We start from the raw sequence: 11,481 nt of genomic DNA on the forward strand, positions 1-11,481 counted from the left end.
GAACGGCGATGGCGCAACTTGAAACGAACACATCGGTCGAGTCGCTTGGTTATAAACAGGAATTAAAACGGTCGCTCACATTTGTTGATTTGTTGATTTACGGAATGGTGTTCATGGTGCCGATCGCTCCTTTCGGCATTTACGGGTATGTAGCGCAAGGGTCAAAAGGGATGGTCGCCTTAGCATACTTAATCGGAATGGTGGGGATGATTTTCACCGCCTTGAGCTACGCCAGAATGGCCGAGGCGTTTCCAATCGCTGGTTCCGTGTATTCCTACGCCCAGCGGGGAATGAATGAATATGTCGGTTTTATGGCAGGCTGGGTCATTTTGCTTGATTACATTTTCGTTCCGGCTCTTCTCTATTTGGTCAGCGCTGCTGCCTTAGCCGATATTGTGCCGCAAGTGCCGATTTCCGTGTGGCTCGTTCTGTTTATTGCCATGAATACGGTCATTAATATTCTCGGGATCGAGATGACGGCCAAAGCGAACAAAGTGATTGTTGTTTTAGAGCTCATCGTCCTTGCAGTGTTTGTGATCACAGGAATTATTGCGATTATAAAAGGTGTCAATGGAGCGCAGTTTACGTTCAAACCGCTGTACGATCCTAATCATTTCAGCGCGGAGACGGTGATGGGGGCGGTGTCGGTGGCCGTCTTGAGCTTCCTTGGTTTTGATGCGGTGTCGACGCTGGCTGAGGAAACAAGGGACGGGAAATCATCGATCGGCAAAGCGATCATTTTCGCTTTGCTCGTTGTCGGTGCGCTTTTCATCGTGCAAACATGGGTCGCCGCTCTCATTTGGCCTGATTATACGACGTTTAAAAACGCGGACGTGGCGTTTTATCAGATTGCGGAGCTGGCAGGCGGACCATGGCTGAAATGGACAACGATCGTCGCCACCGCGCTTTCGTGGGGGATCGCGAACGCGCTCGTCGCCCAAGCAGCCATCTCCCGCATTTTGTACAGCATGGGTCGCGACCGTAAACTGCCCAGTGTGCTGGCTAAAGTGCATCCGAAATTTCAAACGCCATACGTCAGCACATTGCTTGTCGCTGTGATTTCGCTCATTGTCACGACGGTGTTCGCCTCACAAATTGATAAACTCGCTTCGCTTGTCAACTTTGGCGCCCTGACGGCTTTCCTCTTTTTGCATGTGTCGGTGATGAACTATTTCTTGCGCAAACAAAAGAGTAACGATTATATTAATCATCTCTTGTTTCCGCTCATCGGTTTTGTTATCATCGGCTATGTATGGATGAATCTGGACCCGCTCAGCAAAAAGCTAGGATTGATTTGGATCGCGATTGGACTCGTTTATCTGGTCTTTTTGCGACTCACGAACAAAGACTCCCGTCTAAGCGGGGAACTGTAGTTGCTTGTAAGGCCTGACGCCGTCATAAAAGGCGTTGGGTCTTTCGTTTTTTGCCGACGATGAAACATTTTTTCGATCGCGACGTATTACGAATGAGAGTACGGCGCCTTGTTAAGGCAAAACACCGTTCATCCGCAATAGGCGGGCGCCGATAAAACATGGAAGGAGCCGGGCGAACATGAGCATGTTTGGAAAAGTCGCCGCCGATGTGCTTGGGCTAAGCGACATCGGCTCGGTTATTCAACCGAAAGACTATGACAAAGTAGATGCCGATGATTATGTGATGCACGAGGATGGAGAAAAAATCTATTTTCTTATCAAATCGAAATCGGATGAGTATTGCTTCACCAACCGCGCGCTCATTCATCTGGACGGCACGAGCGCTGCGAGCAAAAAACGGACGCTGCGCCGCTACGATTACTATAAGCATCCGATTTCCGACGTGTCGCTCGAAACAGCCGGGACGGTCGACTTGGACGCGGAAATCAAATTTAAAATCGGGTCGCACTGCTATTCGATTGATGTGCATAAAAAGCATATTGAGGAATTGAAAGATTTGTATAAATCGCTGCTGGCGATCGCGGAGATTTGCCATGAAAACGAAATGAAATTCCACTATGCTGAGCGGAGTTTGGAACTGGCGGTCAAGGTGTTTGCCAACATGCGCGGCGACGGCGTCAATGTGTCGGCGGATTTTCAGGCCGTGAATGAATACGCTTTTTGCTGGCTGACGGAAGCGAAAAAGAACTATACGGTGAAGGATTTCGGGTTTGTGTTTGACAAATATATTCAACAGTGACGAGATGAAGGTTGTATCGGGGAAAGACGCCGTGCCAGAGGTGGGGCGTCTTTCCTAATTTTTTTAGCGACATATGGAAAAGGAACGTTTCTCCGCAGCCGGAAGAAACTCAAAAGATGAGGTTTGTGGGAATCGATGAATAGGCAACATGGCGGCATTTGACATCGCGGAGCTCGATGCAACGGCGCATGCGGCGTTCCGTACAAAACACGGACACTGGAGCCGAGCTGCCTGACCGCAAAAGTGATCGATGACCGCCTGCCGCCAGCCCACTGTAAATTCACAGTTGTCAAATGCCAGGCCTTGCTTTAATATAAAAATGTCCATATCCGATAACTAAATCAACTCGCAGCAAGGCGCCGAAAAGGCTTAATAGGGAATCCGGTGGGAATCCGGAGCTGTCCCCGCAACTGTCAATGCGGACGAAATGAAATCGCCACTGTACGGACGGATGGCTTGCGCTGTTTTCCGTACGGGAAGGCTTCAGAGTAGGATGAAGCATGAGCCAGTAGACCTGCCTTGCTTGCCGCAGTTTCCGAATCTTCGGGGGGTGAGACGCGGAAACAGTCGCATAGGGCATTGTTGTGCCCATTGGCGGTCTGTTTCGCGCTCATTCCCAGATTTAGGCGGAATGGGCGTTTTTTATTGTACATACATCACTGAAGGGGGAATGACGGATGAAACGTTGGACATGGCCGGCGGTGGTGGCGGTGTTCTTCCTTCTGGCCGCCGTGCTGGTCGGCTGCAGCGGTGGAGCCAATAGCAACGCCCAGCCAGCGAAAAAAGAAGAACCGAAAACGGAACAAGCGGCGTTTCCGGTGACGGTGAAAGACGGGCTTGGCGAGGATGTCACGATCAAAGCGGAACCGAAAAAGATCGTCTCACTCATCCCAAGCAATACGGAAATCGCCTATGCGTTGGGGTTGGGCGATAAGATCGTCGGCGTCAGCGATTTTGACAATTACCCGGAAGACGTCAAAACGAAAACGAAAATCGGCGGCATGGAATTCAACGTCGAGAAAATCATTTCGCTCAAACCGGATCTTGTCTTGGCCCACGCGTCAAGCGCCCATAACTCGCGCGATGGCCTCAAGCAATTGAAAGACGCCGGCATCACCGTGCTTGTCGTGAATGACGCGAAGTCGTTCGACGATGTGTATGCGTCCATCGAATTGATCGGCAAAGCGACCGGGGCGTCGGACAAAGCGAAGCAAGTGATTGATGAGATGAAAGAGAAGCTTGCGCAAATTCAAGAAAAAGCGAAACAAATCCCGGCGGACAAACAAGCGAACGTCTGGATTGAAGTGTCGCCGCCGCCGCAGCTGTATACGGCCGGCAAAGGGACGTTTATGGATGAGATGCTTCAAGTGATTTCAGCGAAAAACGTCGCCGGCAGCTTGGAAGGCTGGCCGATGGTGACGGAAGAAAAAGCAGTGGCCTATAAGCCGGATGTGATCATCACGACATACGGCGGAGCGAAGCAAGTGTTTGCGCGCGCTGCTTGGAAAGACGTGCCGGCGGTGAAAAACAAGCGGGTGTATGACGTCAACACCGACTTAGTAAGCCGCCCGGGTCCGCGCCTTGTCGAAGGGGTCGAGGAACTTGCCAAAGCCGTTTACCCGGATGTGTTCAAGTAAAACGTGGATGTATATATTGGCCGTCACGGCGGCCATGTTATCGTTGCTCGTAGGGATATCGACAGGATCGCTGTCGATTCCCTTTTCTTCTATTGTTCGCATTCTTGCGTCCGAATGGTTTGGTATGCCGCTTCCGTCTGACATTCCGGCCGATTGGGTGCCGATCGTGATGGCGATCCGCTTGCCGCGCGTCGTGCTCGCTTTTTTGGTCGGGGCGTCATTGGCGCTGGCTGGCGCGGCGTTCCAAGGGTTGCTGAAAAATGCGCTCGCCGATCCGTACACGCTCGGCGTCTCGTCCGGCGCCTCGGTCGGGGCGGTGCTCGTCATCTTTCTCGGCTGGCAATGGCCGCTCTTTGGCACGTTCACGCTGCCGATCGTGAGCATTTTATGCGGCATGGCGACGCTTGTCGCCGTTTTGGCGTTCACTCGCGCGGTTGAGCCGCAGCTGTCGGTTGAGACGATCATTTTAGCCGGCATTATCTTCGGCGCGTTTTTCAGCGCCTTCATTTCACTGATGATCGCTTTGACCGGGGAAGAATTGCGGCAAATCATCTCATGGCTGATGGGAAGCGTCGCGATGCGCGGCTGGAAATACAGCGGGCTTTTGTTGCCGTTTTTTCTCATCGGCGCGGCGGTGCTTCTCGCCAACGGCCGCGAGTTGAACGCGTTTGCTTTTGGCGAGGCGGCGGCGCTTCATGTCGGCGTTGATGTTACGCGCCGAAAAGTCATCATTTTGACGGCGGCGGCGCTGCTCACCGGCGCGGCGGTGTCGGTGTCCGGGACGATCGGTTTTGTTGGGCTCGTTGTTCCGCATATGGTTCGGCTTGTGTGCGGGCCAAACTATCGGGTGCTGCTGCCGCTGTCTCTCTTGTATGGCGGTGCGTTTCTTGTGCTTGCCGATGTGGCGGCGCGGACGATCATTGAACCGCGCGAACTGCCGATCGGCGTCATCACCGCGCTGATCGGCGCCCCGCTATTTGCCGTCTTGTTTTTCCGAAAAATGAAGCGAAAGATGGGATGATGATGCTTGAGGTGCGGGCCGTATCGCATCGGTATGGACCAAAGCAAGTGCTTGATCGTGTGACGTTTTCCGTGGAAAAAGGGGAGCTGTTTGGCATCGTCGGGCCGAACGGCAGCGGAAAAACGACGCTGCTGAAACTCATTTGCAAAGAGCTTCCGCTTGCCAGCGGTGAGATCAAGATTCATGGCCAGCCGCTTTTGGCGCTGTCTGCGAAGCAATGGGCGCGGTTTGCCGCTGTCCTGCCGCAGACGGCGGAGGCGGCGCCCGGCTATACGGTGAGAGAAACGGTGGCGCTCGGCCGCTACGCCCATCAGCGCGGCTTGTTTCCGACGTGGACGAAAGAGGATGAAGCGGCGGTTCAAGAAGCGCTTCGTGCGGTCGGCTTGGCTGACAAAATCGATGAGCCGCTTGAGCGGCTAAGCGGCGGCGAGCGGCAGCGCGCCTATTTGGCGCGGGCGCTTGCCCAAAAGCCGCAGCTGCTCTTGCTGGATGAGCCGACGAACCATATGGATGTGAGCGGCCAAGTCCGGCTTTTGGACCGGCTCGCGGAAGCTGCCCGCTCCCGCGATTTGACGGTCGTCGCCGTCTTTCACGATATGAACGTCGCTAGCTTATATTGCGACCGGGTGCTTGTGTTAAAAGAAGGAAAAACAGCGGCGCTTGGAACGCCGACAGATGTGATGACGCCGGCGCTGCTTGAGGAAGTGTTTGCCGCGCCGATTGTGCGTCTGGCTCATCCGGCGGCGGCAAAGCCGATGTTTTCGTTTGTGCCGAAAGGGAAACAAGAAGAATCGTCGGCCGGCGGGCTGCGTTTGTCCTTTCTTGATGACGCCGCTGTTCTGGCCTCCTGCCAGCCGCTTCGCGTCCTGTCCTCGGCATTGATCGGCGCTGGGTTTCAATGGGCGACCCATTTTGTCAACCGCCAAGTCGGGTTGGATTACGATTGCGGCGATGCGGAAGGAGACATGCGCCGCTATTTGGAGCAGCACGGGTTTTCGCCGGAACGAACGATCGGCATGATGACGGCGGTTGACGTCCATGATGCCGTTTGGCTTCAGAAAGAAGGGGAAGCGTTTTCGGTTGCAATCATGACGACCGCTGGCGTCGGCAATGCGGTTGATGCCGCTCGGGCGTGGCAGCATAAGCCGCTTGCGGCAAGGCCGGGAACGATCAATATGGTGATTTTCGGCGCTCTTTTGGAAGAAATAGGNTGGCTTCAGAAAGAAGGGGAAGCGTTTTCGGTTGCAATCATGACGACCGCTGGCGTCGGCAATGCGGTTGATGCCGCTCGGGCGTGGCAGCATAAGCCGCTTGCGGCAAGGCCGGGAACGATCAATATGGTGATTGTCATTGACGGAGTGCTGACGGAAGCGGCGTTTGTCCAGGCGATGATGACAGCGACGGAAGCGAAGGTAAAAGCGCTCGCCGACTGTTCGGTTTGCGACCTGGAAACAGGGACGCTTGCCACCGGCACGTCGACCGATTCGCTCGCCGTGGCGGCGACGCAAACCGGGCGGACGTTTGCCTATGCCGGAACGGCGACGGAACTCGGGCGCGCGATCGGTCGGCTCGTGTATGAAGCGACGATCGAGGCGCTTGACCGCTACAAGCGGCGGAGGGGGCGGCGATGACGCATTTGCTGGCAATGACGTTGGCTTTGCTGTTGGATGCGCTGCTTGGCGACCCGCGCTGGCTGCCGCACCCTGTGCGCGGGATGGGAACGCTGATTGCGTGGCTTGACCGCCGCTGGAATCAAGGAACAAAGCGGCGGGCGAAAGGGGCGGCGGCCGTGGCGGTCGTGTTGGCCGCTGTTTACGGGGTATCGGCGTTGGTCGTTTATGTGGGCTACGCGCTGTCCGTATACGTGGGGGTGGCGATCGAGGCGGCGCTCATTTTCACCACCATTGCGACCAAAAGCCTCGCTGAAGCGGCTGAGGATGTGCGCCGGCCGCTTGAAGCGGGCGATCTTCCCGAGGCGCGGCGGGCGCTGTCGATGATCGTTGGCCGCGACACCGAGCGGCTCGATGAGGCCGGCATCACCCGCGCCTGCGTCGAAACGGTGGCGGAAAATACGAGCGACGGCATCACGGCTCCGCTCTTTTACGCGGCCTTGGGCGGCGCGCCGCTTGCCATGCTGTACCGGGCAGTGAACACGTGCGATTCGATGCTCGGCTATAAAAATGAAACGTATCGCGAATTTGGCTGGGCGGCCGCCCGGCTGGACGATGCGCTCAACTACATTCCGGCGCGGCTGACGGCGCTCGTGATGGTGTTGGTTTGCGGCGGCCGCCGCCTTCGTTTGGCGCTGTCGATCTTGTTTCGCGATGCCCGCCGCCACCCAAGCCCGAACAGCGGCTGGCTCGAGGCGGCGATGGCTGGATTGCTTGGGGTGCAGCTGGGCGGGACGAATACATATGGCGGCGTCGTCTCTGAGCGGCCGACACTCGGCGATCCCGATGTTCCGCTGCGCTCGGTTCATATTCGCCAGGCGGTCGGCATCATGATCAGAACGGTGCTCGCCTTTACGTTATTGCTGCTATGGATCGGGGGGATGATCGTTGCGTTGGCCGGCGCATGGGGCGAATCCGCTCGCGTTGTATGAGCAATGCGGATTGGCCCCTCCAGACGAATACATTGATTTCAGCGTCAATACGAACCCATATCGCCTGCCGCCGTCGGCTTGGCCGAACGGCGAGGAATGGATTCGCTGGGCCGGTGAGTATCCGGATTCGGAAGCGAAGGCGCTCAGGGAGCTCGTTGCCAAGCAGGAGCAGATTCGACCCGGACAAGTGCTGGTGACGAACGGGGCAGCGGAGGCGATTTATTTGTTGGCCGCGCTGCTTGCCGGCCGGCGCGTCGGCATCTTGGAGCCGACGTTTTCCGAGTATCGGCGCGCCTGCCTTGCTTACGGATGCGAAGTCAAGTCTTTGCTGGCAGAGGAAAGCCGCGGTTTTTCGTACGACATTGACCAAGCGGCGGCATGGGCGGCGGAATGCGACGCGGTTTTTTTCTGTCATCCGAACAATCCGACCGGAACCGTGATGCCGGAGCGTGATCTCCGCTCGCTCGTCGCTGCAGCGGACCAAGCGGGGACGTATATCGTGGTGGATGAGGCGTTCTATCCGTTTTGGCGCGGCGGATTTACAGCCATGCGTTGGCTGGATCGCTATCCGCGCCTCATTGTGCTTCGATCGTTGACGAAAATTCATCATCTGGCCGGCGTGCGCCTTGGTTATGTCGCTGCCGACGAGGCGGTGATCGCTTCGCTGAAAACGCATCAGCCGCCATGGAGCACAAACTGCATCGCCCAACAATTGGCGCTTCGTTTCATGGCGATGGAATCGTTTGTCAAGTGGACGAAAGAACGGATCGCCGCCGAGCGGGAGCGCGTGTTTCGGTCGCTGCCGGCCGGCCGGTATGCCGTCTCGCCGTCGGTCGTCAATTTTTACTTGCTGCGTCCGCTCTCCGGACGGACAGAGGATTTGTTTTTCTATTTATTGCAGCAAGGAATCGTCCCGCGGCATACAATGAATTTTCCTGGACTGGACGGACGTTACGTGCGGCTTGCGGTCAAAACGCAGGTGGAAAACGATCGGCTTCTTGAAGCGCTTGCGAGGTGGAGCGGATGATGGTGTTTGTCAGCGGCGCCGCGCGCAGCGGAAAAAGTGAAGCGGCGGAAATATGCGCCATCCGGCTTTCTCGCGGCGGTCGGCTTCACTATATCGCCACCGCGCAGGCAATGGATGAAGAAATGACGGAGCGCATCCGCCGTCATCAAGAGCGGCGTGCGGCGCAGGCCGCGCATTGGACAGTGTGGGAAGCCCCGTTCTCTTCTCAGGAGATTGCCGCTTCCTTGCACCCTGATGATGTTGTTCTGCTTGATTGCTTGACCACATGGCTCGCCCACGAGCTGTTCTTTGGTGAAAATTGGAAAACAGACGCAACCGCTCAAGCTGTTGCTTGCCGCATGCTCGATGAAGTGCGGGCGTGGGCGGATGCCTGCCGTGCGGTCGTGATTGTATCGAACGAGCTGTTTGCCGGGGGTGTTCCGGATGATCCTGGCACATTTCGCTACATGAAAACGCTTGGCTTGCTTCACCAACAGTTGGTCGCGGAAGCGGCGGCCGCCGCGGTCGTTGAATGCGGCCTTCTCCGCGTGAAAAAAGGGCGGTGGCCGGGATGAAGCAAGCATGGAACGGATGGTTGTTGGCGCTGCAGCTGTTTACCACGATCCCGATTCGGCGCTCGATCGCATGGAACGCCGCCCATGTCCGCTGGCTCGTGCGCTGTATGCCGCTTGCGGGGGCGCTGATCGGGGCGCTTTCGGCCGGAGTGTATGCACTCTTTTCCACGTTTTCATTCAGCTCGCCGCTTGTTTGGGCGCTTCTTCTTCTTTGGCTCGGCATTTGGATGGCCGGGGGGATGCACGCTGACGGCTTTATGGATGTGAGCGACGCGTTTTTTTCGTACCGCGACGTCAAGCGGCGGCAAGAGATCATGTCCGATCCGCGCGTCGGCGCGTTTGCGGTGTTGTCGCTTATTTGTTTGTTGTCATTTCGTTGGCTGTTTCTGTACGAATCGCTCCAGACAGGCATTCCGCCGGCGCTGTTCGCCGCCGTTCCGCTGTTGTCGCGGGCCGGGGCTGCCTGGCTTCTTTCCGTCGGCAAGCTGGCAAAGCCGACAGGAATGGCTGCATCGCTTCGCGAATATAGTTCATGGCGTGATGCCATTTGGGCGCTTGGACTCGCTTTTGTATTGCTTTCGCTTCTTTGTGCATCCACCGCCATTTCGGTGCAAACAGGGGCGGCGCTGGCTGCAGCGGCTGTCGTTTTGGCGGCGGCGGCAAAGCCGTGGGCGGAAAAACAGTTTGGCGGCATCACCGGTGATGTGCTCGGCGCGCTGATCGAAGGAGGAGAGACGGTGCTATGGGGCGTCATTTGGCTCTTACACTCATCCGTCATGGGATGACGGAACAAAACCGACGTCGGGCGTATATCGGCTGGACGGACGCGCCGCTTGCGGCCGCGGAGCGCAATCGGTTGTGCCGCTTGCAGCTTGAGCGGCCGTATCCGGTCGACTGCATGGTTACAAGCGACCTTCACCGCTGTCGAGAAACGGCCGCCTTGCTGTTTGGCGGACGCGGGGCAGATTGGTGCACCAGCCGTTGGCGCGAGCTTCACTTTGGCGCTTGGGAAGGAAAAACGTTTGCTGAGCTGGAAGCGGAGCCCGCCTACCGCCAATGGCTTGCGTCGCCCTTTTCTGCGGCGCCGCCCGGCGGGGAGCGTTATGCCGACTTTCAAGCGCGCATCAAACAGGCGCTTGCGGAGACGATTGCTTTCGCTGAGCGGGCGGGCGCCCGTCATGTGGCTGTCATCACCCATGGCGGCCCGATTCGCCTCCTGCTCGAGCAGTATGCGCCCGATGCTCGTTCGTTTTGGGAATGGGAGGTGCCATTTGCCGGCGGATATACATTGGAATCGACGATCGAGCGTTGGAAAGGGGGAGAGCGGTGCATTTCGTTATCGGTGGTGCGTTTCAAGGAAAACGAAAATGGGTGAGGGAACGGTATGGAATAAATGATGGAGTTCATATTGTATGGCATAACGGTTATGTGGAGCCGTATAGGCCGCCGGATGGCATCGAAACGGCAAAAACGGTCGTCTTTGACGGGTTGGAAGCCGCCATCCGCCCCCGTCCGGACCCAGACGAGTGGGAATCCTATTTCCGCGCTTGGCAGCGGTGGGAAGCGGCAGCGCCTAACCGCACGGTCGTTTGGATCGGCACCGATGTGACGCAAGGCGTTGTTCCGGTTGATCCGCAAGAGCGGCGCTGGCGCGACGCCGTGGGAATGTGCTACCAGCGACTAGCTTCCTTGTGCTGCCGCGTCGACCGGCTTTGGTGCGGACTGGCGGAACAATTGAAATAAGGGGGAGAGGAACAGTGAAATTGTATACGCGAACAGGAGACCAAGGGAAAACGAGTTTAGTCGGCGGGCGCGTGGACAAAGACCATTTGCGCGTCGAGGCGTACGGAACGATTGACGAGGCGAATTCGTTCATCGGATGGGCGCTTGCGTTATTGGCCGGCGATGAACGGTTTCGCGACCTTTGCGCTGAGCTGCAAAAAATCCAGCACGAGCTGTTTGACTGCGGCGGCGACCTGGCCATCGTCAACGGCAAGCTTCCGTATAAGGTGACCGAGGCGATGGTCACATTTTTAGAAGAGCGCATTGATGCGCACGTGCAAGAAGCGCCGCCATTGCAAAAATTCATTTTGCCGGGCGGCTCCAAGGCGGCTGCGGCGCTCCATATGGCGCGTACGGTGGCAAGACGGGCGGAGCGGTGCATCGTTTCCTTGCAAAAAGCGGAGCCGATCAACGATGTTGTGCTCAAATATATGAACCGCCTGTCCGATTATTTGTTCGCCGCTGCCCGGGTCGTGAACGCGCGTTTAGGGGTGAAGGACATCGAGTATGAACGGAGCGCGATTGTGTTCCGCGACAAGGAGGAGAAACAATGAACCGCCGCTTGGCTTGGACGGCCGTTTGTTTGGCGCTTTCGGCGATCGGATCGTTCATCAAGCTGCCGACGTTTGTCGGCAGCATCGCTTTGGACAGCGCACCGTTTTCGGCTCGGTTTTGATGAACAATAC

The 11,481-nt window shown here is 56.9% G+C and carries 11 protein-coding genes, 3 pseudogenes and 1 riboswitch; all 14 genes and pseudogenes read left to right on the top strand.

Going from position 1 to position 11,481, the window contains the following annotated elements; genetic code table 11:
- Positions 1–8: 8 nt before the first annotated feature.
- A complete protein-coding gene (locus T260_RS131050) occupies positions 9–1,373 on the top strand; it encodes an APC family permease (RefSeq protein ID WP_011231751.1) in 1,365 nt (454 codons plus the stop codon).
- A gap of 184 nt (positions 1,374–1,557) precedes the next feature.
- On the top strand, positions 1,558–2,172 hold the full coding sequence (locus T260_RS131045; RefSeq protein ID WP_020278285.1) for a PH domain-containing protein: 615 nt from the start codon (positions 1,558–1,560) through the stop codon (positions 2,170–2,172).
- A gap of 337 nt (positions 2,173–2,509) precedes the next feature.
- Positions 2,510–2,708: riboswitch (cobalamin riboswitch) on the top strand.
- A 141-nt stretch (positions 2,709–2,849) separates the two neighbouring features.
- Positions 2,850–3,809, top strand: a complete 960-nt coding sequence (locus tag T260_RS131040) for an ABC transporter substrate-binding protein (protein ID WP_011231749.1) — start codon at positions 2,850–2,852, stop codon at positions 3,807–3,809.
- Positions 3,775–4,830: a FecCD family ABC transporter permease gene (locus T260_RS131035; RefSeq protein WP_011231748.1), complete on the top strand. Its 1,056-nt coding sequence runs from the start codon at positions 3,775–3,777 to the stop codon at positions 4,828–4,830. The genes T260_RS131040 and T260_RS131035 overlap by 35 nt, the downstream gene beginning before the upstream one ends.
- Positions 4,827–6,002: pseudogene (locus T260_RS131030) on the top strand (ATP-binding cassette domain-containing protein); the annotation flags it as partial. The gene T260_RS131035 and the pseudogene T260_RS131030, both read left to right, overlap by 4 nt.
- 39 nt (positions 6,003–6,041) lie before the next feature.
- Positions 6,042–6,461: pseudogene (locus tag T260_RS1000000140955) on the top strand (adenosylcobinamide amidohydrolase); the annotation flags it as partial.
- Positions 6,458–7,432: an adenosylcobinamide-phosphate synthase CbiB gene (cbiB, locus tag T260_RS131025; protein ID WP_011231746.1), complete on the top strand. Its 975-nt coding sequence runs from the start codon at positions 6,458–6,460 to the stop codon at positions 7,430–7,432. The pseudogene T260_RS1000000140955 and the gene cbiB, both read left to right, overlap by 4 nt.
- Positions 7,389–8,459, top strand: a complete 1,071-nt coding sequence (cobD, locus tag T260_RS131020; RefSeq protein ID WP_011231745.1) for a threonine-phosphate decarboxylase CobD — start codon at positions 7,389–7,391, stop codon at positions 8,457–8,459. The genes cbiB and cobD overlap by 44 nt, the downstream gene beginning before the upstream one ends.
- Positions 8,456–9,013: a bifunctional adenosylcobinamide kinase/adenosylcobinamide-phosphate guanylyltransferase gene (locus T260_RS131015; protein WP_011231744.1), complete on the top strand. Its 558-nt coding sequence runs from the start codon at positions 8,456–8,458 to the stop codon at positions 9,011–9,013. The genes cobD and T260_RS131015 overlap by 4 nt, the downstream gene beginning before the upstream one ends.
- Positions 9,010–9,798, top strand: coding sequence for an adenosylcobinamide-GDP ribazoletransferase (locus tag T260_RS131010; protein WP_011231743.1), 789 nt, complete (start codon positions 9,010–9,012; stop codon positions 9,796–9,798). The genes T260_RS131015 and T260_RS131010 overlap by 4 nt, the downstream gene beginning before the upstream one ends.
- Positions 9,756–10,388: a histidine phosphatase family protein gene (locus T260_RS131005; RefSeq protein WP_014196225.1), complete on the top strand. Its 633-nt coding sequence runs from the start codon at positions 9,756–9,758 to the stop codon at positions 10,386–10,388. Before T260_RS131010 ends, T260_RS131005 begins: the two co-directional genes overlap by 43 nt.
- Positions 10,340–10,756 carry a bifunctional adenosylcobinamide kinase/adenosylcobinamide-phosphate guanylyltransferase gene (locus tag T260_RS131000; protein ID WP_011231741.1) on the top strand — a complete coding sequence of 139 codons (417 nt, stop codon included), beginning with the start codon at positions 10,340–10,342 and terminating at the stop codon, positions 10,754–10,756. The genes T260_RS131005 and T260_RS131000 overlap by 49 nt, the downstream gene beginning before the upstream one ends.
- A gap of 14 nt (positions 10,757–10,770) precedes the next feature.
- Entirely contained in the window at positions 10,771–11,349 is a 579-nt protein-coding gene (locus tag T260_RS130995) for a cob(I)yrinic acid a,c-diamide adenosyltransferase (RefSeq protein WP_011231740.1), read from the top strand.
- Positions 11,346–11,453 (top strand): annotated as a pseudogene (locus T260_RS1000000140490) (ECF transporter S component); the annotation flags it as partial. The gene T260_RS130995 and the pseudogene T260_RS1000000140490, both read left to right, overlap by 4 nt.
- Positions 11,454–11,481: the final 28 nt, after the last annotated feature.

It is taken from the genome of Geobacillus thermopakistaniensis, from assembly GCF_000498995.1.
In the GTDB taxonomy this organism is placed as follows: Bacteria; Bacillota; Bacilli; order Bacillales; family Anoxybacillaceae; genus Geobacillus; species Geobacillus thermoleovorans.

Bases quoted from the DNA above. Each gene is read 5' to 3' on its own strand.
- T260_RS131050 (WP_011231751.1), top strand. From the start codon at position 9: ATGGCGCAACTTGAAACGAACACATCGGTCGAGTCGCTTGGTTATAAA.
- T260_RS131045 (WP_020278285.1), top strand. From the start codon at position 1,558: ATGTTTGGAAAAGTCGCCGCCGATGTGCTTGGGCTAAGCGACATCGGC.
- T260_RS131040 (WP_011231749.1), top strand. From the start codon at position 2,850: ATGAAACGTTGGACATGGCCGGCGGTGGTGGCGGTGTTCTTCCTTCTG.
- cbiB (WP_011231746.1), top strand. From the start codon at position 6,458: ATGACGCATTTGCTGGCAATGACGTTGGCTTTGCTGTTGGATGCGCTG.
- T260_RS131015 (WP_011231744.1), top strand. From the start codon at position 8,456: ATGATGGTGTTTGTCAGCGGCGCCGCGCGCAGCGGAAAAAGTGAAGCG.
- T260_RS131010 (WP_011231743.1), top strand. From the start codon at position 9,010: ATGAAGCAAGCATGGAACGGATGGTTGTTGGCGCTGCAGCTGTTTACC.
- T260_RS131005 (WP_014196225.1), top strand. From the start codon at position 9,756: ATGGGGCGTCATTTGGCTCTTACACTCATCCGTCATGGGATGACGGAA.